The 24,523-nt window shown below is 43.8% G+C and carries 14 protein-coding genes, 3 tRNA genes, 3 rRNA genes and 1 other RNA gene; 6 read left to right on the top strand and 15 right to left on the bottom strand.

The window, feature by feature from the left end:
• Positions 1 to 198 precede the first annotated feature (198 nt).
• Positions 199 to 1,656, top strand: a complete 1,458-nt coding sequence (locus tag AAHK14_RS07225) for an anion permease (protein WP_065256382.1) — start codon at positions 199 to 201, stop codon at positions 1,654 to 1,656.
• 84 nt (positions 1,657 to 1,740) lie between these two features.
• Here the strand turns inward: AAHK14_RS07225 and uvrC are convergent, their stop codons facing one another.
• The 4 genes from uvrC to AAHK14_RS07205 all read right to left on the bottom strand — a co-directional run bounded on the left by uvrC (position 1,741) and on the right by AAHK14_RS07205 (position 6,405).
• Positions 1,741 to 3,567, bottom strand: coding sequence for an excinuclease ABC subunit UvrC (gene uvrC, locus AAHK14_RS07220; protein WP_065256893.1), 1,827 nt, complete (start codon positions 3,565 to 3,567; stop codon positions 1,741 to 1,743).
• Positions 3,568 to 3,740: 173 nt separating this feature from the next.
• A complete protein-coding gene (locus tag AAHK14_RS07215; protein ID WP_065256892.1) occupies positions 3,741 to 4,112 on the bottom strand; it encodes a hypothetical protein in 372 nt (123 codons plus the stop codon).
• Between the two features lie 488 nt (positions 4,113 to 4,600).
• Positions 4,601 to 5,857, bottom strand: a complete 1,257-nt coding sequence (gene rho / locus AAHK14_RS07210; RefSeq protein ID WP_065256891.1) for a transcription termination factor Rho — start codon at positions 5,855 to 5,857, stop codon at positions 4,601 to 4,603.
• A 224-nt stretch (positions 5,858 to 6,081) separates the two neighbouring features.
• Positions 6,082 to 6,405 (bottom strand): ATP-binding cassette domain-containing protein, encoded by a 324-nt coding sequence (locus AAHK14_RS07205; protein WP_197035919.1) that lies wholly within the window; start codon positions 6,403 to 6,405, stop codon positions 6,082 to 6,084.
• Between AAHK14_RS07205 and AAHK14_RS07200 the strand changes: the two genes are divergently transcribed.
• From AAHK14_RS07200 to AAHK14_RS07190, 3 genes are all read left to right on the top strand, one after another.
• On the top strand, positions 6,370 to 7,653 hold the full coding sequence (locus AAHK14_RS07200) for a hypothetical protein (RefSeq protein ID WP_065256889.1): 1,284 nt from the start codon (positions 6,370 to 6,372) through the stop codon (positions 7,651 to 7,653). The genes AAHK14_RS07205 and AAHK14_RS07200 overlap by 36 nt on opposite strands.
• Before the next feature lie 231 nt (positions 7,654 to 7,884).
• Complete coding sequence (locus AAHK14_RS07195; RefSeq protein ID WP_065256888.1) at positions 7,885 to 8,124, top strand: hypothetical protein; 240 nt, start codon at positions 7,885 to 7,887, stop codon at positions 8,122 to 8,124.
• A gap of 298 nt (positions 8,125 to 8,422) precedes the next feature.
• On the top strand, positions 8,423 to 10,270 hold the full coding sequence (locus AAHK14_RS07190; protein WP_065256887.1) for a calcium-binding protein: 1,848 nt from the start codon (positions 8,423 to 8,425) through the stop codon (positions 10,268 to 10,270).
• Positions 10,271 to 10,380: 110 nt separating this feature from the next.
• Here the strand turns inward: AAHK14_RS07190 and AAHK14_RS07185 are convergent, their stop codons facing one another.
• From AAHK14_RS07185 to AAHK14_RS07175, 3 genes are all read right to left on the bottom strand, one after another.
• A complete protein-coding gene (locus AAHK14_RS07185; RefSeq protein ID WP_065256886.1) occupies positions 10,381 to 12,411 on the bottom strand; it encodes a site-specific DNA-methyltransferase in 2,031 nt (676 codons plus the stop codon).
• A gap of 25 nt (positions 12,412 to 12,436) precedes the next feature.
• A complete protein-coding gene (locus AAHK14_RS07180) occupies positions 12,437 to 15,619 on the bottom strand; it encodes a DEAD/DEAH box helicase family protein (RefSeq protein ID WP_346818190.1) in 3,183 nt (1,060 codons plus the stop codon).
• 143 nt (positions 15,620 to 15,762) lie between these two features.
• Complete coding sequence (locus AAHK14_RS07175; RefSeq protein WP_029103198.1) at positions 15,763 to 16,023, bottom strand: type B 50S ribosomal protein L31; 261 nt, start codon at positions 16,021 to 16,023, stop codon at positions 15,763 to 15,765.
• Positions 16,024 to 16,311: 288 nt separating this feature from the next.
• Between AAHK14_RS07175 and AAHK14_RS07170 the strand changes: the two genes are divergently transcribed.
• Positions 16,312 to 16,689: a YbjQ family protein gene (locus AAHK14_RS07170; protein WP_065256884.1), complete on the top strand. Its 378-nt coding sequence runs from the start codon at positions 16,312 to 16,314 to the stop codon at positions 16,687 to 16,689.
• 5 nt (positions 16,690 to 16,694) lie between these two features.
• Complete coding sequence (locus AAHK14_RS07165) at positions 16,695 to 17,186, top strand: heavy metal-binding domain-containing protein (protein WP_065256883.1); 492 nt, start codon at positions 16,695 to 16,697, stop codon at positions 17,184 to 17,186.
• A gap of 6 nt (positions 17,187 to 17,192) precedes the next feature.
• On the opposite strand, the gene AAHK14_RS07160 is transcribed toward AAHK14_RS07165, so the two are convergent.
• The 8 genes from AAHK14_RS07160 to rnpB all read right to left on the bottom strand — a co-directional run bounded on the left by AAHK14_RS07160 (position 17,193) and on the right by rnpB (position 24,309).
• Positions 17,193 to 17,720, bottom strand: coding sequence for a GspH/FimT family protein (locus AAHK14_RS07160; protein ID WP_281133761.1), 528 nt, complete (start codon positions 17,718 to 17,720; stop codon positions 17,193 to 17,195).
• Positions 17,721 to 17,811: 91 nt separating this feature from the next.
• Positions 17,812 to 17,925: ribosomal RNA gene (gene rrf, locus AAHK14_RS07155) — 5S ribosomal RNA — on the bottom strand.
• Between the two features lie 179 nt (positions 17,926 to 18,104).
• Positions 18,105 to 21,263: ribosomal RNA gene (locus AAHK14_RS07150) — 23S ribosomal RNA — on the bottom strand.
• A 315-nt stretch (positions 21,264 to 21,578) separates the two neighbouring features.
• Positions 21,579 to 21,654: transfer RNA gene (locus tag AAHK14_RS07145), tRNA-Ala, on the bottom strand.
• A 5-nt stretch (positions 21,655 to 21,659) separates the two neighbouring features.
• Positions 21,660 to 21,736: transfer RNA gene (locus AAHK14_RS07140), tRNA-Ile, on the bottom strand.
• A 61-nt stretch (positions 21,737 to 21,797) separates the two neighbouring features.
• A 16S ribosomal RNA gene (locus tag AAHK14_RS07135) occupies positions 21,798 to 23,326 on the bottom strand.
• The 16S, 23S and 5S rRNA genes sit together here with 3 tRNA genes alongside, the layout of an rRNA operon.
• A 431-nt stretch (positions 23,327 to 23,757) precedes the next feature.
• Positions 23,758 to 23,834 (bottom strand) — tRNA-Met (locus tag AAHK14_RS07130).
• 87 nt (positions 23,835 to 23,921) lie between these two features.
• Positions 23,922 to 24,309: RNase P RNA component class A (gene rnpB, locus AAHK14_RS07125), an RNA gene on the bottom strand.
• Positions 24,310 to 24,523: the final 214 nt, after the last annotated feature.

Here is a 24,523-nt window from a genome sequence, read left to right as displayed (position 1 = left end):
CAATTCTGTTATAATCAAATAAAGAAATCATGCTGATAAGTAATGATAAAAGTTTGGCATTTGTTGTATTTTATCAATATTAGATGATGATTTTTTTATTTCATTTTAAATCCTTAAAATTTATAAGGATATTTTACCCGATAGGGAAATTGGCAAGGTTTTATTTTTAACATCTTATGATAATAAAAAGGTGAACGTATGCCATTTAAGCCCATTCCTGCGGTCATTGCCGTGCTTGTTACTCTCATCATTTGGTTTGGTATTCCTGTGCCACAAGGCGTTGAGCCGAACGCATGGCATCTGCTTGCGTTGTTTGTCGGGACGATTGTTGCCATCATTGGCAAAGTGTTACCGATTGGGGCGATTTCCATCATCGCCATTACCCTTGTCGCCCTGACAGGCGTAACCGCCGACACGCCCAAAGATGCGATGAAAGATGCGTTATCCAGCTTTTCAAGTCCGCTTATTTGGCTCATTGCCGTAGCGGTCATCATCTCACGAGGGCTGGTCAAAACAGGACTTGGAGCTAGGATTGCTTATAGTGTCATCGGCTTTTTTGGCAAAAAGACGCTCGGTATTGGCTACTCATTGGCAATCGCTGAGACCTTACTTGCCCCCATTACCCCGTCCAACACCGCTCGGGGTGGGGCGATTATCTATCCCATCACTCGTTCTATTGCCCAAAGTTTTGGCTCAAAGCCTGATGATGGCACAACCAAAAAGATGGGTGAATATTTGTCACTTGTCAACTACCAATCCAACCCCATCACCTCCGCCATGTTCATTACCGCTACCGCCCCAAACCCTTTGGTGGTGGAACTGGTTGCTAAGGCCACAGACAACAATATTCATCTGTCGTGGACAACATGGGCACTCGCCATGCTACTGCCTGGACTTGCATGTATCCTGCTTATGCCCCTTGTCATCTATATCATTGCCAAACCTGAGATTACCAAAACGCCCAATGTCAAAGAATTTACCAGCCAAAAACTCGCTGAGCTTGGGAAAGTAAGCCGTGATGAGAAAATCATGCTTGGTGTATTTGGTGGCATGCTCCTACTGTGGGCGAACATACCTGCCATGCTGTTTGGCGATGTGTGGGCGGTGAATGCAACAGCCGTGGCATTTTTGGGCTTGTCAGTGGTGATTTTGACGGGTGTACTCACATGGGATGATGTTTTAAAAGAAAAATCCGCTTGGGACACACTCGTGTGGTTTGGTGTGCTGATTATGATGGCAACATATCTGAATAAACTGGGACTTATCGCATGGTTCTCAGGGCAGATTGAGACTGTCATTGGGGGCATGGGAGTAGGCTGGGTTGGGGCCGTGGTGATTTTAACACTTGTATATCTGTATGCTCATTACTTTTTTGCCAGCACAACCGCTCACATTACAGCCATGTTCGGGGCGTTTTATGGTGTTGGACTTGCTCTTGGGGCACCGCCCATGCTCTATGCCTTGATTTTGGCAGCATCTAGCAGTCTGATGATGTCACTCACACACTACGCCACAGGCACAGCTCCTGTCATCTTTGGGGCAGGCTATGTCTCGCTTGGACAGTGGTGGAAAGTTGGAGCGGTCATGAGTGTGGTCAATCTTGTGGTATGGATTGGCATCGGACTGATTTGGTGGAAAGTGCTTGGGTATTATTAATTATTATTGATAAAATTATGTCCAAATAAACAAAAATAAGGGTAATTGAATTTACCCTTATTTTATTATTCAAAAGACCCTCTCTTAGCCATGTAGTGATTTATAAATCGTCCCTGCCAACACCTTACCAATGCCCTTAACATGAGCAATCTCACTTTCAGATGCACCAAGGAGTTGCTGAATACCACCAAAATGAGCCAACAGGTCTCGCCTGCGTTTTGCCCCCAGGTTGGGGATGACTTCCAGCACGCTTGCCCCACGAGCCTTGTCTCGTTTTTTGCGGTGAGCGGTAATGGCAAAGCGGTGAGCTTCGTCTCGTATGTGCATGATAAGGTGCAGCGCCTTAGAATTCATTGGTAAATCTATCGGCTCATGCTCCAAAAAGTGTAGCACTTCAAGCCCTGCCTTTCGCCCCTCGCCCTTTGCCACGCTGACGAGCAATGTCTCGTCCAATTTACCAAGCTCGGTTAAGACGTCTTTGGCAATGTTTAACTGCCCCTTACCGCCGTCTATCAATAGCAAATCAGGCAAGGGGTGTTTGGCATACCGCCTTGTCAGCACCTGTCTCATCGCCCCATAGTCATCGCCCCCGACCACGTCATGAATGGCGTACTGGCGATAATCCCGCTTTCTTGCCCCACGACTGTCAAACACCACGCACGACCCCACCGCCAGCTCGCCCATGGTATGACTGATGTCAAAGCACTCAATGCGGTTAATCGCCCTATCCGACACCGCTCCTAGCACCTGTTGCATGGCGACAAACCGCTCATTTAATTCATTAAAATCCGACAACTTGGCGGTCAAGGCATTATGAGCATTCAAAATCGCCAGCTCCTGCCACTCTCGGCGGTGCTTTTGTACCTTGTCTTTTATCAGGCATTTTTTGCCAAATTCATCATGTAAAAGTTCGGCGACCGTGTCTTTGTCATCTATCATCTCATTGATGATAATCTCTTTGGGCAAATCATCGCTCACGTCCAAATAAAACGACAACAAAAACCGCTCCAATCGCTCAGCAGGCGTATCAAACACCCCCACATCATCAGGAAAATAATTCTTACCGCCCAGCACCTTACCACCACGCACGGTCAGCACATGGACGACCGTCAGCCCGTTTTTGTCGGCAATGGCAAACACATCGGCACTGCTGTCATCACCCACCCGATACACCGCTTGACGGGCGGTAATGTCAGAGAGCATGGCAAGGCGGTCTCGGTAAAATACGGCTTGCTCAAAGTACATATTCTCGGCAGATTCGTGCATTTTTTGGGCGAGCATGGCTTGCAGTTCGCCTGTTTTACCATTCAAAAAATCTAACGCTTGCCCCACATTATCATCATAATCAGTCTGGCTAATCAGCCCCACGCACGGGGCGGTACAGCGTTTGATTTGGTGTTCTAGGCAGGGGCGTTTGGCGGTGGCAAATACCGTATTGGTACAGTTTCTTAGCATAAAGAGCTTTTGCAAAAGTAGCACCGCTTCTTTGGCACTCGTGGCGGACGGATAAGGCCCAAAATAGCGACCCTCGGCATGATTGCCCTTGCCCCGTCCCACCGCAAGGCGTGGGAATTTGTCCTTTGAGATGAACAGATACAGATAGGATTTGTCGTCCCTTAGGATAATGTTATAAGGTGGACGGTGCTGTTTGATGAGATTTTGTTCAAGGAGTAGAGCCTCAGATTCACCTCGTGTGATGATGATTTCAATATCACAAATACGAGCAACCAAAGCCACTGTTTTTGGATGTTCAACAGTCTTGGCAAAATAGCTATTAACCCTATTTTTTAGAGATTTGGCTTTACCAATGTACAAAATTTCACCCGACTTGCCAAGCATTTTATAAACCCCTGGTAGGTTGGGAATATTTTTTAATAATTGTATAAGACGGTCAGCATGAGCATGATTCATAAAAAACTTAGGTACTTAACTGATGGTTTTATAAGGTAAATATAAGGTAAATTTTAGGTTTTACAAGTCATACCAAATCAAGTCATACCAAATGATGAATAAAAAAGAGCCAAAACTGGCTCTTTTTGACAAATAAACAAGGTTGCACAATAATATTGTGCAATACATCTTGATTAGTTATTAGTGGTTGTTTGCACAGGAACAGTTGTAACAACAGTGCCATCAGCGGCAGCATTGGCAGCATCAGCAGCAGCTTCGGCGGCATCTTGTGCATTTTCAGCAGTAGCCTCAGCTTGTTTTGCAACAGTGCCATCACCTGCAATTTGTGCCTCAGCAGCAGCATTAGAAGCCGTATCAGCAGCGGCTTGTGCAACATCAGCGGCCTGTTGTGCGGTAGCATCAGCAGGAGCAGCAGCGGCAGCAACTTGTGCCTCATTTGCAGCTTCTTGGGCAGCAACAGCAGCATCGGTTGCTTCTTCCGCTGGTTTTGAACAGGCAGTTAGTGCCAATGAACCAACCAAAGTGGCTAGGATTAATTTTTTCATGCTATATTCTCCAAATTAAGTGGATGCTTTTGACTGCCTAACTATATAGAACCATATAGGATAGGCTGTCTCATTCTCATTATAGGTATTCAATAGATGTTGGATGGCATTTTATTATCTAAACCATCATCATAAATTCAAATGACAAAAAAAGACAATAAAGTGTTACCCCTATATTGCTCGTACTATTATATAAACATTAGTAGATAATAACAAATGATTTTTAGTAATAAATGGGATTAATATGTAACAAAATATTTCTCCAATCCATCACCTGATCATCATCTTGGGCATTATCACTAAAATGGCTTAGCATTGTAAATTTCTATCAATCATCCATAAAATTAAAAGGTATGTTCAAAATACCGTTTACAAATATGGCGAATAAAATAATTGGCAAGCCAACTGCTGATAAAATTTTAACCACGCTGTCATAATGGCAACTTACCAACACCCATTTATTTATTAATATTTATAATAAATGAGTGTTATTTGGTCATGTTATTAAAAAACTCATCGTTGGTTTTGGCATCTTTTAGGCGGTCAAGCAAAAACTCGGTCGCCTGATAGTCATCCATGGGCTGCAAAAGTTTACGCAAAACCCACACTTTTCTTAGCATTTCATCATCAATCAGACGTTCTTCACGACGAGTGGATGATTTTTTGATGTTAATGGCAGGGAAGATACGGCGTTCAGCAAGTTCTCGCTCTAAGGTAATCTCTTGGTTACCCGTGCCTTTAAATTCTTCAAAAATCACGCTATCCATCTTCGAGCCTGTGTCAGTCAGGGCGGTAGAGATAATGGTCAAACTGCCACCTTCTTCAACATTACGAGCCGCCCCAAAAAAGCGTTTTGGACGCTCCAACGCATTGGCATCCACCCCCCCTGTCAGCACCTTACCGCTTGACGGAATGACTGTGTTGTAGGCACGGGCAAGACGTGTGATGGAGTCTAACAGGATAACCACATCTTGTTTGTGTTCAACAAGGCGTTTGGCTTTTTCGATGACCATCTCCGCCACTTGGATGTGGCGAGCAGGTGGTTCATCAAAGGTCGATGCCACTACTTCGCCACGCACCGTGCGTTGCATTTCAGTCACTTCTTCGGGACGTTCATCAATGAGTAGAACGATGAGATAGCATTCGGGATGGTTTTTTGAGATGGCTTGGGCGATGTTTTGTAGTAGCACCGTCTTACCTGCCTTGGGCGGGGCGACGATGATAGAACGCTGACCCTTACCAATGGGAGCAATGAGGTCAATCACACGCCCTGTCAAGTCTTCGGTCGTGCCGTTGCCCACTTCTAGGCGCAACTGCTGGGTCGGGAAAAGTGGTGTTAAGTTCTCAAAGATGAGTTTGTGGCGTGAGCGGTCGGGTGTGTCAAAGTTAATCTCACTGACCTTTAATAGAGCAAAATACCGCTCGCCATCTTTGGGCGGTCTAATTTGCCCTGCGATGGAGTCGCCTGTTTGTAGATTGAAACGGCGGATTTGGCTTGGGCTGACATAAATGTCATCAGGCCCTGCCAAATATGACCCTTCCGATGACCGTAAAAAGCCAAAACCATCTGGCAAAATCTCTAAAACGCCATCACCATAAATCGGCTCGCCGTTTTTGGCATGGGTTTTTAGGACGGCAAAAATGATGTCTTGTTTACGGCTACGAGCCATGTTTTCAAGCCCCATTTGCTCAGCAATGTATAGCAACTCGCTGACAGGCTTGCGTTTTAGTTCGGTCAAATTCATGAGATGATCTAGATAAGATGTGTAGAAGTGAAAATACAATGAACACCGCCAAGAAAAAAGTCAAGGACTGACAAGGGCGGTAAAAATATGAAAGGATAAATCAGCCACCCATAATAACCGCTCTTTGCCCGAATGTCAAGGGCTTGGGGATGATTTTTTGATTTGCCAAAGGCTTATGACTGGCAGATGGTTGGGCAGGCAAGTCAGCAAGCCCCTTGTTAGGTTTAGATTTTTGTCACTTGCCATGCTCCATCGCCCATCACTTCTAGTTTGGTATCGTGGTATTTGAGCAAGGTTGAGCGATGTCCCACACTGATAAGTGTGGTATTTGGCAGGCTCATGAGCAGTCCATACATGGCATTTTCTAACCCTTCATCCATACTGGCGGTCGCTTCATCCAAAAACACCACGCTAGGGCGATGTAGTAGCACCCGAGCCATGGCAAGGCGTTGCTGTTCGCCAAGCGAGAGTTTTTGCGTCCAGTTTTCTTCGTGATGCAGTTTATCCACCAAATGCCCAAGTTGCACACGCTCCAACAAAACCGCCATGTCATCACCACCGCCCACATCACGCACACCGCACGGCACGGCAACACTCATACCTACACGCTTTCCACAGGCGATAGGGTACTCTGGCTCACCCACCCCAGTGCCAAAGACAAAACCTACATTCGGGCGGTAAGCACGGCAGGCACACAGGCAGACGGGCTGAGTGCGTGGCAGTCGCAACTTGCCACAGGGCTGATTTTTCAAAATACGCCTTATCATTTTGACAAAACCGCTTGGGATAATTTTAAAAAAACGCACCGCCTAAATCTGTCCGCCAAACAGACCACGCATGAGCTTATCATTGAGATGAGCAGTGATAATACCAATTTAAACAATCTTATCAGTCTCTACCACGCCCAACTGTACCATACCACCATTAAGGACGGGCTTGATGACACCAAAACCGCCCTAATGAGCGAGCTTGCCCCGATAGGCGTTAAACAAGCCGAACGCCACAGATTAGATGAGATTGGCAAATTAAGACAACTACCAAACCACTTGCCAAGCCTTGATGACTTGCACAAGCTAGACAAAAATATGCTTAATCACACATGGGAGCGAATGACCCGCACGCCCACGACTTTTTATGTCGTGAGTAACGCTAAACCTACCGACATCGGGCAATTTATCGCCTTATTTGCCAATCCCAATCCGCCCTTGACGGCATTTCGTCATATCGCCACACCCCTTGCCACATCGGATACGGTCAAATTCGCCCACCACAGTGAGCCACGAGCGGACGTACAGCTTTGGATGACCACGCCCCACACATGGCAAGGCGTGGATGCCATGACGGTAAACCTACTCAAAAACATCGCCAGCGACAAGCTCAAACTGACCTTGCGTGATGAAAAATTAGGCATTTATCGGCTAAGTTTTGACAGCACGCTAAACCCCAACACCCACCGCATTGAAAGTCATCTCAAATTTACCACCAGTCCCGACAAGGCGGACGAGATGATAACTCATGCCAAACAGGTGCTGGCAGATTTGCCCACGCTCATCACGACAGACGACATTAACAAAGCCAAAAGCACCTTTAAAAGTCAAGAAAAATCCCGCCAAAACGACCCTTATACATGGCTAAACCGTCTGGCATTAAGCGACAAACAAGGCGATGATTTGGCGTATCTTGACCAAGTCAAACACCTAGATGCGCACATCACGCTTGCCAACCTACAACGCATGGCAGGCAAGCTCTATAACCCTAACAGCGTGCAAGTGTGGATAGACATGCCAAAAGAGTAATGCAAATCATTATTACTGAAACCTTACAATCATGCGATTTGGTTATTTATCAGAAATATTACCAAACTTTTAGCAATGACTAATACAGAACATCTGTTCTTTGCTTATCAATCATCTAAAAAACTGTTTGATTTGCAATTTTTGATTGATAATTTTGTGGTGTAATATACCCAGTTAAGACAGCATGACTTAACTTTTACTTTAACATTTTATTTTTTTTTGAGAATTTTTATGAACATCAAACAACTGCTAACCGCCCTTACCCTATCCGCCTTTACCATGACTGCCATGGCACAGCCCACTCAATCACCCAAAAAACCCAAAACCGAACAAACCCAAAAGAAACCGTCCGCCAAAAAACAAACAGCCAAAAAACAAACAGCCAAAAAACAAGGCATAAAAAAGCAAACGGCCAAAAAGCAAGACATCAAACAACAAAATACTAAAAAACCCACCAATCAACCACGCTAAACCCAAAAATCCCTTATCGCTTGATAAGGGATTTTTACTAATCTGTATTTTTATGACTCATTTATATCACAGGCATTTTATTTTTAAAAAGTTAAAACTAGCCCATCAGCCCATCCCCACTCAACCCACAGCCCATTATGAGTGAAATTGACAGCATTTTACCCATGATAAATCGCTGATACACACTTTCATCGCCAAAATCCAAAATTACGTCTTTTTTCGCTTGTTATTTTGTATCTTTTTGGTTATATTGAGAATGCGATTAACTTTCATCCACCAATCAAACAGGGAATTTATCATGGGAATGTTTGACTTTCGTCATTTTGACAGTGACCAATCCGCCGAACTCATGCACACCACCAGTAAGCTGGCTCAGCATGCCAATGTCGCCAGTTTCGCCAAACTCGTGCCTGAAGGACTAAAAGACATCAATGCCGCCCTAACCCTGCCCGATGGCTGGCGTTCACTCACCCCAGCCGAGCTCAATCTGCCAAACAGTGCCGTGGATATCTATGGCTACTACACTTTTGCCAGCACCATCACCGGCAACCGCCCGATTAATGGCTCAGGGCCGCAGGTTCTGTTGGTTGGCGAATTTGATGATGCTGGCAAGCCCACTCGTCTTGGCATCAGCTGGGCTGGCACCAATGATTTGCTCGATGTGGCGGATTATTTTCATCTTAACGAAGGCAAGATTGCCCCCAACATGCAACCGCTTTTACAAGCCATCAAAGACTACGCCACCGCCCACGACCTATCGGGCGAAGATGTACTGGTCACAGGTTATAGCTTGGGTGGTGGCTACACCAACATCATGGCAAAACATCGTGAATCATTGGCTGATGGATTTTTTAACGATGCGGTATACATCGGTCATGCCAGCCCCGTCATCTATGACAATCCTGATGTCATTTTGAATATGGGCTATGAAAATGATGCCGTCTATCGCATCACAGGCTCTCACATCAATGTTGCTGATGCCATCGCTGGTGGCGGTCCTGTATTGTCCAACATAGACAAGGATTTTGACAGCAGTATTGACAACGTGGTATTGGTGACAGGGGCGTATGCTTCGGCATTATGGGATGTCAATAACCCCTTTGTCATGTCGCTCATCAACACCGCCCAAGGCTGGGCAGCACACACAGGTGCATTAGGTCAAGATACTTTGGAGCGTATCACCAACTCATCTTTTTATGAACTCACTCACAAAGACAGCCGTGTCATCATCGATCAGCTAAATGCCGTCGAACGTCTTAGCATGTGGGTCAAGGACAAAAGCCATCAGGCGGACAAAGTTGGTAGCTTTATCATCGGCTCAAACCACAACAACCTTATCCAAAGTAGCAACCAAGGCGACTATATCGATGCCAAAGACGGCAATGACCGCATCGTACTGGCACAAGGAACAGACCGCGTGGATGGCGGTGCAGGCGTTGATACTGTTATCTTACAAGACAAAAGTCAAGATTGGCACGCCTACCGACTGTCTGATGGCACAGTATTCATGAACGCCAAAGACGGTACGGGCATCAAACACCTTGAAAATGTTGAAAAAATCGGCTTTGACAATGAGTCCTACACTCAGATTCGCCCTTATGACATCAGCTCAGAAGGTCTCATCTCCAACCGCTATCTCATCAAAAGTCGCAATACAGACATCGACTATCAAGACCACCTTGAAGGCAGTGAATCAGACGATGTCTTGACAGGCGACATCATCTTCGCCAGAGAAGGTAATGACGTTCTATACGCACTAAACGGTGTCAATGGTCTGTTGCATGGCGGGGCAGGCGATGACCGTCTGTTTGGCAATGATGGCAATGATCATCTATATGGCGGTGAAGGCAACGACTATCTGTATGGTGGCAAAGGCAATAACATGCTGTTTGGCGGTATTGGCGATGACACTTTTGCGTTCAACCAAGAAAGTGCTGGCTTGAACATCATTCGTGACTTTAACAGCTATATTGGCGACCATGACAAAGTTGTCTTTGACAATGTTTTTGCCGACACACATGAGCTTAGCCAAGCCACCCGTCATATCGGCAATGACGTCCACATCAGAACCGCTGATTTGCACATCATCATCAATAACACCAACGTCGATGACGTCTTGGCTCACACCAGCATTTCAGGGGCGTAAGCCACATCATCTACCAATAAACCATACCCCAAAAGTAGCACAACCAACTTTTGGGGTGTGGTTATGACAAACAGCTTGCACTTTTGGGGCAAACCCACCCAGCAGTTTTGTCAAAAAACAATCTGCACTTTATCTTTTTGGCTCTGCAAACTAACATCAAGGCTAGCCGTCCAGCCATCGATATAAACCCTGCCATCTTTTAAAGCATCTAATAGCACATCTTCACTCACTTTGTGACTGTCGGTAATGTAGTAATTACTGCCAAGTTTGTACATACACTCATCAATGATGGCAATCGGCACCTGTGTTGGCTCATCAACACCCACTTTAAATATCATGTGATAAATACGGCTTATCGCATTGGTATGCTCTTTGGGAAAAGCAATTTGAAAATTCTCTTCATCCAGCGTCAATATCGGGGCAGGTGTGGTATCAAAAACCTTATACCCAATATCAGGCAACTGTTTTTTATCACTTTCTACCACATCTTTTTTGGCATTATGTTGTTCAATATCAGCTTTAATGCTCTCTCCTGCACGATTTAGGCGTTCTATGGTAATACTTGAAATTACAGGCGGTAAATTATTGTCCAAGCAGAATTTATACTCATCTTTCTTTTTGATGGGGTCTATTGGCTCATCTATTTGGCAAAGTATAAATTTACGATGACCGCCATCTTCTGCATTTAATTGTATGACCGCATGACCTGTTGTACCCGAACCTGCAAAAAAGTCTAGGATTATTGCATTTTTATCATCCATCATTTCAAGTTGTCTTTTAATTAGAAAAATGGGCTTTTTGCCATTGTCAAAAGGCACACTCCCTTCTTTTGATAAATTATTCATGTTTGATGTCAAATCCCAAAAAGTACCTTCCATTTCTTTTTTATACAACTTTCCATTGATTTCTTCGGATACATCATGCAACCATGAAAACAACCTAAATTTATCGCCTTTGTAAAATTGTTCGTACACCTTACCTTTATTTCTCCCAGTTTTTGGAATGTACTCAATTGAAAATAAATCTGTATCGAACTCCATCCCTTTTAATGCTTCTATCACTCTTGGTCTTATTGAGCTTTGTGGCATAGCAGTCTGAAATATCCTTTTTGCATACTTTATATAAACTTCACTTTCATCAATATTATCTCTTTTTGCCAACTCCGATACAGATAAAATTTCATAATTATTTCGTAAAAAAATCCTTATTTCATCACCCGACCCATCTAATGTGGATGTTATGTATTCTTTTGTACCATAATCTACAATCACACTGGTGTATTTCCAACTTTTATTCTCTAATTTATAAAGCTGTACTAAATTTCCTATTTCAAACAATTTATAAGCAGGTTTGAATGATGAAAATTTTTCATAATTTTTAACATAAATTAATAAATATTCAATATTCTTTTTTAGCTTTTTATCTTCTCCACCACCCGAAGCACCTGCAACATTTTTCATTTTCAATGAAATACTGCTAAGAAAATTCTCTTCCCCAAATACATCATCACACAACAGCTTTAAATTTGCCTGTTCATTGTCATCAATGCTAATAAAAATCACCCCATCATCGCTTAATAACTCCTGCGCCAATAGCAAGCGGGGGTACATGAATGATAACCAGCCATTGTGGCTTTTTTTGGTCTTAAAACTAAAATCCAACCGAGCAAAATCATCTTCTGACAAATTCGCCAAACCCAACACTTCGGTTTCTTCTTTATCAAATTTGTCAGGATAAATAAACTCATCGCCATTGGTATTATATGGCGGGTCAATATAAATACACTTGATTTTCCCTTTGTAATAATGCTTTAAAATCTTTAAACTGTCTAAATTATCCCCTTTTAATACAAGGTTTTTTGTTGTATCAATATCTTTGCTCATCGCTGTATTTAACACCAACTCTTTATCCGTTTCTTGTTGGTATTTGGCACGGGCAAAGTTACGACCAATAAAATTTAGCCCATAGCCATTGATTTTATCATCAATCGGCAAACCCAAAAGGGTCTTTAACTGCATCAAATCTAATTCATTATCACAAATCACCATTGGATAATGCTCTTTTAGATAATCAAGCAATGGATGGTTGGCACAACCACCGTCAATCACGGTAAAACCAGCGTCTAAAAAATCTTGTTTCATTGTTGTCTCCTAGTATTAATCAGTATTAATCAGTATTAATCAGTGCAGATAGTTGGGTTTTGTTGATGCGTTCTTTAAAGACGATTTTTATGTCGTCTTTGCCTTGTTTTTGATAATACTCATTGAGTGCATCAAAATATTTTTTGGCGATGTCAATTTTTGTTTTTTCATCAGGCGGTATGTTGGTAGATTTTTCATAACCTTTACTCTCCACCACCAAAAAGACTTGATTGCCATTTTTACCTTTGATGGCATAACAAAAATCAGGATTGTATTCACCCAGTGGCGTTTTGATTTTTAGGCGTGGCAGTTTTGCAAAAATCTCAATTTCACTAATATCAGGGTCTTGCTCAATAATCTCCAACTCAAAGTCACTGTCATATTCAATCACGTTTTCAAACACCCATTTGGCTTTTAGCGAAAAATCTTGGGGCATGGGCTTTTGAAATTTGCCCGTACTGCCGATATCTAGATAGGTCGCCTTATCATCGGTTTTAAACACGTTGGCTTTTACCGTATGCTGTATCATGCCATAGCTGATTTTGGTTTTTAATAAGCCCATCAAATTCTGCTTGATGATATCTGCCATTTCTTTTTGGGCTTGTTTTGGGTTATTGACAAGTATTTTTTGTTTAAATTCAAGACTTAACACATTAAATATCCGCACCACAAAAGACAAGGGCGTTTTGCTGTCCACGGCAAGCTGACGAACCAACAACAGATAATCCACCTTGCTGACATAGACAGAACCATCAACGATGCTTTTGCTAACCGCCTGATTGGACTGCATTTTTTCAACATGTAGCTCAGAACGTGTGGTTTCTAGCATGACCCGACTGATGTCCAAACTCTCAATCTGAGCTTTAATGTTGTCAATAAGCTGAGTCTCTTCTGCTTTACTCATCTTTTCGAGCAAAAAATTGGTGTTTTTATAAATGGCATGCCAAAGCTCTTCAAACGCCCTAAGATGAGTGGGTTTGATGATGACTTTGTCTTTGCCTTTGTTATTCTTATTGGCGTTTTTTACATATTCTTTGATGTCGTTTGAAAACAGCTTGGCAATCATTTGTTTGTGGTCGGCAGGCAGTGCCAGTGTTTTTAGTTGCTCATCAAAATCATCAGAGAGCTCATAAACATCCAAGCCATCTTCTGTATCTTCAAAGACAATCAAGTCATTTTTTTCCAAGGCTTTAAAAATGCTTCTGGCGGTTTTTTCATCAACTCCGCCATCCACAAGGCGTTGTCTAATCTCCTGCTCGGTAAATCGCTTTGCCAACAAAAACGAATTTTCCAAAATCTCTTTTTGGATGCTCTCCACAAAACCCTGCTCTTTGCTGGAAACCACCACATCTAAGTTGTTGATTTGCCAAAATAATTCTTGGTCATTATCCAAAAAGGCGAGTGTTTGGCGTTGCAAATCTTGATTGACCGCAATGCGTAGCCCACGCCCTATTTGTTGTAATTTTGAGTTTTCACTGCCCTGATTGGACAGTTTGCAGATGGTAAAGATGTTTGGGTTATCCCAACCTTCTTGCAATGCCCAAATAGAAAAAATAAAGCGGGTTGAGCTCTCAAAGGACAACAACCGCTTTTTGTCTTTTAAAATCTCATTCACGCCAGCCTTGATTTTTTCATCGACGCTACTGCCTTTATCGCCTGAGAAATAACCTTTATGAACCTGCAGCTCCCCATCTTTGTCAAAATCTTTTTGCAGATATTGGCAATAGGCACTGTCTTTATCAAGTTTTGTCAAAATCTCTTGGCGGATTTTTAGGTATTCTTCTTCAAACATGATTTTGATTTTTGGTGAATCGCCACGAAACAAGCCAATGTCATTTTCCATAAAAAACAAACTGAGCGTTTTAATTCCTTTATCAAACAAAGCCTGTTCTTTGTCAAAATGCAGTTTGATGGTGTCACGTATCATGACTCGTAGGGAGTCATCAGAGATGGCATAGTCCACCTTTTCTAGCGTGCCATCCACCAAAACCACCACATCTTTGTTGATTTTTTTGATGGATTTGCCGTTGAACAGCCCACCAATACCCAATGTCTGCTTCATCAACATGCCATTTTCAAGGCGATTGACCATCGCCTTTTTGGCTTTGGGGTCTGTGCCAATCAGCGTATCTGTATTTTCGATGACATCTTGGGTGTAGACCACTATCTTTTTGACCAAACTTTGCTGAAACGCAGTTAAGCTGTCTAGCACATACGCCACGTTGGACAGTTGCAGGCTGTCCGCTTTTTTTGGAAAAGTCGCCCCAAAACGCAAGAAAAAATTATCAAAACCTTCAAAATATTTCTTAAATGCATTGCCTTCAAAACGGTGTGGTTCATCCATGATGACAATCGGATTGAGTCGTTTTAGGCATTCTAGGTAGGATTTTGGCACGCCCTGATGAGCAACAAACAAATCGGGCGTATAAAGGTCTTTTTCCAAAGGTCGATTAAGAATGTTGCCACCTTTGTCAAACGAGCTGGGCGTCATGACTAGGGCAGACAAATCCCCAGATTTGATGAAATCATTGATGGCAGAGACATTGCTACTTTCATAGACAAAGACGTTAATTTCCTTGCCGTGAGCGTCATTATACAGACCTTTAAAGTAGTCTTTGGTGTCTTCAAGATTGGTTTTAGTGCCTTCACGAATGGGTACGGTGGGAGTTAAGATGATGAATTTTTTGTAGCCAAAATGCTTAGTTAGCTCAAAAATCGCCTTGATAAAGGTAAAGGTTTTGCCTGTGCCAGTTTCCATCATGACATCGATATTTTTACTGTCGCCATTGATGGGAAATTGGTAGTTATTGTTGGTGTAATGCGTAGATAACGTGCTGACTATGTCGCCACTTTTATGAAAATCATCAAAAATCCCCACGATATTAGCGACGGCTTTTTCTTGGTATTCTTGCTGTTCATAATAGAATCTTTTTTCTTGATGTAAATCACTCACAACATCAACCCCAATCGTTTGTAGGGCTGACGAGCGTACTAAACTAGTGCTGTGCTGTGCTGTGCTGTGCTGTGCTGTGCTGTGCTGTGCTGTGCTGTGCTGTGCTGTGCTGTGCTGTGCTGTGCTGTGCTGTGCTGTGCTGTGCTGTGCTGTGCTGTGCTGTGCTGTGCTGTGCTGTGCTGTGCTGTGCTGTGCTGTGCTGTGCTGTGCTGTGCTGTGCTGTGCTGTGCTGTGCTGTGCTGTGCTGTGAAGCATAAAAATTCCTTTAACTCATGTCAAGGGTTTATTTTAAAAAATAGGGTATGTCCGTCCTTTTTAACACAATTTATACATTTAGAAAATACCCCAAACCAGAGATTTGGGGTATTTTAATGGCATAGATAAGCGTGTAAAATCTATTATTTTTTGCCACGGTTGGCAAATGCACCGAAACGCTTGTTGAAACTTGCCACACGACCTTCGTTAGATGCTTGACGTTGCTCACCGGTGTAGAATGGGTGAGATGCACTTGAAATATCAAGTGGGAAATATGGGTACTGGGCACCTTCGTATTCACGAGTGGTTTTGGTCGCCACAGTAGAGCGAGTTAAAAAATAAACGTCCGCATTGGTGTCGTGGAACAATACTTCGCGGTATTCTGGGTGAATGTCTTTACGCATGATAAAAAATCCAATTAACCTAAGCACCAACAAAAAGGCATGTTTAACATTCTATCCAACATATCAAAGGATAAAATGAGCCGATTGTAGCCATATCATCATCAACCAACTTTGACATGATACACCACAAAGTCATTTATTAGCCAACCTAAGTGGGAGATAAAATACAAAATAAAAAAGTCATTTTAACGCAAAACCATTTATTTTTCAATAAAAATCACACCAATTCTTGTAAATTTGTTATACTTATGCTCACATTATCTATTTTTAAAAATAACGGAAAATATCATGCAACTGTCAAACCTAGAACACCTACCCAACCACACCATCACCGAACGCCTAGACGTGGTCTATGGCAGCACCGTCCGCACCAAGCACGTCGGTAAGGACTTTTTGGCGGGACTCAAAAATATCGTGGGCGGAGAATTAGTCGCCTACACCGAGCTCCTAGAAGAAGCTCGCCAAGAAGCCTTGGAACGCATGATAGACAAAGCCCGTGCCATGGGAGCGAATGCCGTTGTAGGCGTACGTTTTTCCACATCTAATGTAGCGGTGGGTGCATCTGAGATTTTTGTATATGGTACCGCCGTCAAGGCAGTAAAAAACACCAAGTCAGACAGACCAAGCTCACCTACCGCTTTTGTTAGCCCCATCTCTTTTGAGTAAGAATCATGGACATCATCAAGCTAATCTTGAACAACCCACAAATAGTCATCGCCATTATTTTGTTTGGGGTCGGCTGGTATTTTGGCACAGCCAATGAACGCAAGCACTTAGCCACCCTTGATAATGATGAGCGTTTGCTTGGACACATCATTATTTCAAGTGAACGCTTTTTTGCACCAACCGTTCAAGCGGATGGCATGCTTGTCATGGGAAGCGTTTCTATCGCCCAAGATAGGTTCAAACTTGTGTTTGCAGATTTTTTAAGCCTATTTGGCAAAAACCTAACCGTCTATGAAAGTCTGTTAGATCGTGGCAGACGTGAAGCGATTGTACGTATGAAACGGCAGGCTTATGAGCATGGTTATAATCAAGTCTACGGCATAAGGATCGAAACGTCGGCGGTAGATGGCGGTGGCGTGGAAGTGCTTGCTTATGGGACGGCGGTATCTAGCATAGGCAACCCAAATGTACCACCAAGACTGTCAGCTCATCTTTGACACCCCCTAACACCCCACATCATCAACACGCCTTCTAACCACCCCCGTGTGCGTTAGCACAATTCTATAAGACAACTCATCAGACACCGAACAATATTTAATGTGCCCAAAATGCCCACGTGGACTGGCACTGGCACCAAAGTATTTAACATGATGTCTGGATGCCGACACTCTCATGTCAATTCTGCCATGCTTTAAGTTAAGATCATACTCTTTAATCAGCTCACCATCATCAAGGCGAGCATTACCATCTAAATCCCTAAACACGATAATCTTTACCCCTGCCTGTCTATGACAGCGATTTGATTCATCAGCAGGACACATGATGATATTTTGCTTGGTGATGTGACTTTGACTGCGGGCTTCTTTTAATGCATCGGTAATGACAGATGCAACATTGTTTGCTTCCATTCCCCGTAAAGCCCGCATCACACTAGGATAAGCAATCATACAAATCACACCCATCACAATAACCACCACCATCAATTCAATCAACGTAAATGCTCTTTGCCCACCCATAACCATCAACTCCATAAAAACCCATCCATCTATCATCATTTATGAACCCACCCCAACTCAACCAAAACCCCCCACATCTTCCAATGTAGGGGGGCTTTAAATAAGGTGCTGACGATGACCTACTCTCACATGGGCGAACCACACTACCATCGGCGCTAAGACGTTTCACTTCTGAGTTCGGGAAGGGATCAGGTGGTTCCATCTTGCTATTGTCGTCAGCGTAAAAGGATTAACAACGCTGTTTATGAGTCTGTTGTTTTGTTTTTACTTTAAATTTTAATTTTTTAAAGTTTTAACTTTTTAAGTTAAGTTATTCAAGATTGATTCAAGCTTGTTAGGTAAAATCTTTAAACTTACTTATACAGCACATGAAGTAGTTTTAAACCACTTGGGTGTTGTATGGTCAAGCCAAACGAGCAATTAGTATTGGTTAGCTACACACATCGCTGTGCTTCCACACCCAACCTATCAACGTCGTAGTCTACAACGGCTCTTTAGGGAAATCTTATCTTGAGGTGGGCTTCCCGCTTAGATGCTTTCAGCGGTTATCCCATCCGAACGTAGCTACCCGGCGATGCTTCTGGCGAAACAACCGGAACACCAGAGGTTCGTCCACTCTGGTCCTCTCGTACTAGGAGCAGATCCTCTCAAATTTCCAACGCCCACGGTAGATAGGGACCGAACTGTCTCACGACGTTCTAAACCCAGCTCGCGTACCTCTTTAAATGGCGAACAGCCATACCCTTGGGACCTGCTTCAGCCCCAGGATGAGATGAGCCGACATCGAGGTGCCAAACACCGCCGTCGATATGAACTCTTGGGCGGTATCAGCCTGTTATCCCCAGAGTACCTTTTATCCGTTGAGCGATGGCCCTTCCATACAGAACCACCGGATCACTAAGACCTACTTTCGTACCTGCTCGACTTGTGGGTCTCGCAGTTAAGCGCGCTTTTGCCTTTATACTCTTTGAACGATTTCCGACCGTTCTGAGCGCACCTTCGTACTCCTCCGTTACTCTTTAGGAGGAGACCGCCCCAGTCAAACTACCCACCATACATTGTCCTTGATACTGTTATATCTAAGTTAGAACCCCAACATAACCAGGGTGGTATTTCAAGGTTGGCTCCATGGCAACTGGCGTCGCCACTTCAAAGCCTCCCACCTATCCTACACAAGTTAGGTCAAAGTTCAATGTAAAGCTGTAGTAAAGGTTCACGGGGTCTTTCCGTCTAGCCGCGGGTACACAGCATCTTCACTGCGATTTCGATTTCACTGAGTCTCTGCTGGAGACAGCGCTGCCATCATTATGCCATTCGTGCAGGTCGGAACTTACCCGACAAGGAATTTCGCTACCTTAGGACCGTTATAGTTACGGCCGCCGTTTACTGGGGCTTCGATCAAGAGCTTCGCTTACGCTAACCCCATCAATTAACCTTCCAGCACCGGGCAGGCATCACACCCTATACGTCCACTTTCGTGTTTGCAGAGTGCTGTGTTTTTAATAAACAGTTGCAGCAGCCTGGTATCTGCGACTGCCAACAGCTCAGGAAGCAAGTTCCATCACCATCGGCAGCGTACCTTCTCCCGAAGTTACGGTACCATTTTGCCTAGTTCCTTCAGCAGAGTTCTCTCAAGCGCCTTGGTATTCTCTACCTGACCACCTGTGTCGGTTTCGGGTACGATTTCTTTATGACTATCGCTTAGAAGCTTTTCCTGGAAGCAGGGTATTTGCCACTTCGCCAGTAAACTGGCTTGCTATCAGATCTCATTAATAGTCTGGCGGATTTGCCTACCAAACCTAACTACATCCTTCCACCTGGACAACCAACGCCAGGCTGACATAACCTTCTCCGTCCCTCCATCGCATCATAAACAAGTATCGGAATATTAACCGATTTCCCATCGACTACGCCTTTCGGCCTCGCCTTAGGGGTCGACTCACCCAGCCCCGATTAACGTTGGACTGGAACCCTTGGTCTTCCGGCGAACGGGCTTTTCACCCGTTTTGTCGTTACTCACGTCAGCATTCGCTCTTGTGATACCTCCAGCATACCTTACGATACACCTTCACAGGCTTACACAACGCTCCCCTACCACTTAATTGAAACAATTAAATCCGCAGCTTCGGCTCCTAGTTTGAGCCCCGTTACATCTTCCGCGCAGGCCGACTCGACTAGTGAGCTATTACGCTTTCTTTAAAGGGTGGCTGCTTCTAAGCCAACCTCCTAGCTGTCTGTGCCTTCCCACATCGTTTCCCACTTAACTAGGAATTTGGGGCCTTAGCTGGCGGTCTGGGTTGTTTCCCTCTTGACGACGGACGTTAGCACCCGCCGTCTGTCTCCCGGATATTACTCATCGGTATTCGGAGTTTGCATCGGTTTGGTAAGTCGGGATGACCCCCTAGCCGAAACAGTGCTCTACCCCCAATGGTATTCGTCCGAGGCGCTACCTAAATAGCTTTCGGGGAGAACCAGCTATCACCGAGTTTGATTAGCCTTTCACCCCTATCCACAAGTCATCCCCTGGCTTTTCAACGACAGTGGGTTCGGTCCTCCGGTGCCTGTTACGGCACTTTCAACCTGCTCATGGATAGATCACTCGGTTTCGGGTCTATACCCTGCAACTAATTCGCCCTATTAAGACTCGGTTTCCCTACGGCTCCCCTAAACGGTTAACCTTGCTACAGAATATAAGTCGCTGACCCATTATACAAAAGGTACGCCGTCACCCGACCACTTAATCGTTCTGATTGTCAAATTGTGATTTGACACGATTCATCAAGAAAGTTCTCATACGACCATTATTTTTTATGGTTCGTTCTCGCTTTCTTGCTACTTGTTCGTTAATGTAGGCTTCACAATAAACAATACGCCATGTTCTTGCTCTGGTTGAGTAAGTTGTGCCATTGTTATGGTCATCAATTCTTTGTTTTAAATTGGTGGTAAAACCAACATAAAACTCATCATGATTATCCACGTTTTGTATGACATAGACGTAGTAAAAATTCATTGTTATCCTCAAAACGATTAAGTGGTCGGGCTCCGACTGCTTGTATGCACACGGTTTCAGGTTCTATTTCACTCCCCTAACAGGGGTTCTTTTCGCCTTTCCCTCACGGTACTGGTTCACTATCGGTCAGTCAGGAGTATTTAGCCTTGGAGGATGGTCCCCCCCATCTTCAGACAAGATTTCACGTGTCTCGCCCTACTTAATATGTCTCATAAACAGTTTCGCATACAGGACTATCACCTACTATGGTTGGCTTTCCCACGCCATTTTGCTACTGTAAATTCGATCGGCTCCTCCCCGTTCGCTCGCCGCTACTTGGGGAATCTCAATTGATGTCTTTTCCTCGGGATACTGAGATGTTTCACTTCTCCCGGTTTGCCTTACACAGTAAACTGTGTAATAGCCAACTTATGTTGGCTGGGTTTCCCCATTCAGAAATCGCCGGGTCACAGGATATTGCCACCTCACCGACGCTTATCGCAGGCTATCACGTCTTTCATCGCCTCTGACTGCCAAGGCATCCACCATGTGCACTTCATTACTTGACCATACAACCCCAAGTAGTCTTGGTGTCATAAGGGTAATGTGTAACGATTCACCTATGTTTACGCTTGATTCAGTTCTCTTTACTTTATCCGATCATCATCAATACTAAAAGTTTTAACTTTATATGCTTGATGTGGAGTATGATCGGAATGGTTAATTATTTGTTGGAATTAAATAATTAACCCAGACTCATAGTTACGTTGTTAAATAATGTAATTAACTTCATCAGTTAATTGTAAGTTATCTACATAAAGTAGAAGTAAGAAATCTAATTTACTGGTGTTTAATTTGATTGCTTAGTTCTAATTTATTGTAAGTGGTGGAGTTAAGGAGAGTCGAACTCCTGACCTCCTGCGTGCAAGGCAGGCGCTCTACCAACTGAGCTATAACCCCATAAATGGTGGGTCTAATAAGACTTGAACTTATGACCCCCGCCTTATCAAGGCGGTGCTCTAACCAACTGAGCTATAGACCCAATTTAACTTACTTTACTAAGAACAACTTGTTGTGAATTCTTGCCAATCAGATAATCTCGTTAAGGAGGTGATCCAGCCGCAGGTTCCCCTACGGCTACCTTGTTACGACTTCACCCCAGTCATCGACCCCACCGTGGTGATCGCCCTCTTGCGTTAGGCTAACCACTTCTGGTGAGATCAACTCCCATGGTGTGACGGGCGGTGTGTACAAGGCCCGGGAACGTATTCACCGCAGCATTCTGATCTGCGATTACTAGCGATTCCGACTTCATGGAGTCGAGTTGCAGACTCCAATCCGGACTACGATTGGCTTTTTGAGATTAGCATCACATCGCTGTGTAGCAACCCTTTGTACCAACCATTGTAGCACGTGTGTAGCCCTGGTCGTAAGGGCCATGATGACTTGACGTCGTCCCCGCCTTCCTCCAGTTTGTCACTGGCAGTATCCTTAGAGTTCCCACCCGAAGTGCTGGTAACTAAGGAAAAGGGTTGCGCTCGTTGCGGGACTTAACCCAACATCTCACGACACGAGCTGACGACAGCCATGCAGCACCTGTATGTAGATTCCCGAAGGCACTCTCGCATCTCTGCAAGATTCCTACTATGTCAAGACCAGGTAAGGTTCTTCGCGTTGCATCGAATTAAACCACATGCTCCACCGCTTGTGCGGGCCCCCGTCAATTCATTTGAGTTTTAACCTTGCGGCCGTACTCCCCAGGCGGTCTACTTATTGCGTTAACTGCGTCACTAAGTCTTCAAGAGACCCAACGACTGGTAGACATCGTTTACGGCGTGGACTACCAGGGTATCTAATCCTGTTTGCTACCCACGCTTTCGAACCTCAGTGTCAGTATGATGCCAGGAAGCTGCCTTCGCCATCGGTATTCCTCCAGATCTCTACGCATTTCACCGCTACACCTGGAATTCTACTTCCCTCTCACCTACTCTAGTCACCCAGTATCAGATGCAGTTCCCAGGTTAAGCCCGGGGCTTTCACATCTGACTTAAATGACCACCTACGCTCGCTTTACGCCCAGTAATTCCGATTAACGCTTGCACCCTCTGTATTACCGCGGCTGCTGGCACAGAGTTAGCCGGTGCTTATTCTGTGGGTAACGTCAGGGCTTGTGGGTATTAACCACAAGCTTTTCCTCCCCACTTAAAGTGCTTTACAACCAAAAGGCCTTCTTCACACACGCGGCATGGCTGGATCAGGCTTTCGCCCATTGTCCAATATTCCCCACTGCTGCCTCCCGTAGGAGTCTGGGCCGTGTCTCAGTCCCAGTGTGGCTGATCATCCTCTCAGACCAGCTACAGATCGTCGCCTTGGTAGGCCTTTACCCCACCAACTAGCTAATCCGACTTAGGCTCATCTATTAGCGAGAGCTAAAAGCCCCCTTTCTCTCGTAAGACGTATGCGGTATTAGCGTAAGTTTCCCTACGTTATCCCCCACTAATAGGCAGATTCCTAAGCATTACTCACCCGTTCGCCACTAATCCGTCTAGCAAGCTAGACTTCATCGTTCGACTTGCATGTGTTAAGCCTGCCGCCAGCGTTCAATCTGAGCCATGATCAAACTCTTCAGTTTAATCTGTTTTTTGCCTATTAACTTATTAAGATGATAAACATTTTAATTAGAAGTTAGGGCTTTTTGTTTTTGGCTCATTTATCGTGTACGTTATGTACTTACTAGCAATATTTGATATTTTAAAAATATCAGCTCATCGTGTAAATGAATTAACTTTGAGTATTTTTGCTTGATAAATGATAATTTTTGTATTATCTTGTATTAGCAAAAATCCACACAAGTTGTTCTTAGTATGTTTTTAAATAGTTTGTGATACATCGTCTGTATCATCAATCAAGGCTGACTATTTTATCACAATGGATTTTGATGTCAAGCGGTTTTTTAAAAATTTTTAACTTAATTTTCAACAGTGCTTTTTGTCAGCAGAAATTACATTATATAACAATTTAAAACTAAGTCAAGAATTTTTTTAAATTGTTATTAAAGTAATTTGGTGGCGATGAAGAGACTTGAACTCTTGACCTTACGATTATGAGTCGTACGCTCTAACCAGCTGAGCTACATCGCCGTTACAGGGTGCGAATTATACAGATGGTTTTACCTGCTGTCAATACCCATTTTAAAAAATTTTCATTTTTTATAAATTTTTATAAAAATAGATGGCAAACCGATAAGCCGGATTCTGTCGTGGACAATCATTCATCTAGACGCACAATCACTCATGCATTCAAGCAACCTACCCGTATCCTAAGCGGGCAACTCATTGGATACCTATTTGGTCTTGCTACACGTGGAGTTTACCTTGCCATGAACTGTTGCCAGTCATGCGGTGGGCTCTTACCCCACCGTTTCACCCTTACCCAACCACTCAACCAAATATTTTTACAATTACAATTTTTTAAAATTACAATAAATACTTGGTTGAGTGGTCGGGCGGTCTATTCTCTGTTGCACTGGTCGTAGGCTTTCGCCTCCTAGCCGTTAGCTAGCACGTCGCCCTATGTAGTCCGGACTTTCCTCCCTCCGACCACTTAATTTGACTAACATTTACTTCAATTTTAACTTAAAATGGTAGTTTATTGACTGCCCCATAATTATTTTGGGCTGTGGGGGCAAATCACATTCGCCATTGATAAATCAATGAACTATATAAGTTGAAAATAGGATAACATTTATCACAACATTAACTTTAAAATCAAATTAAGTGGTCGGACGGCGATTGCCTAGTCTGCCTTTTTCTATTTTAGCATATTTTTA

Source organism: Moraxella sp. K1664, from assembly GCF_039693965.1.
GTDB lineage: Bacteria > Pseudomonadota > Gammaproteobacteria > Pseudomonadales > Moraxellaceae > Moraxella.
Note: the sequence above shows the minus strand (reverse complement) of the source record. Positions and strands in the feature narration are given on the sequence as shown.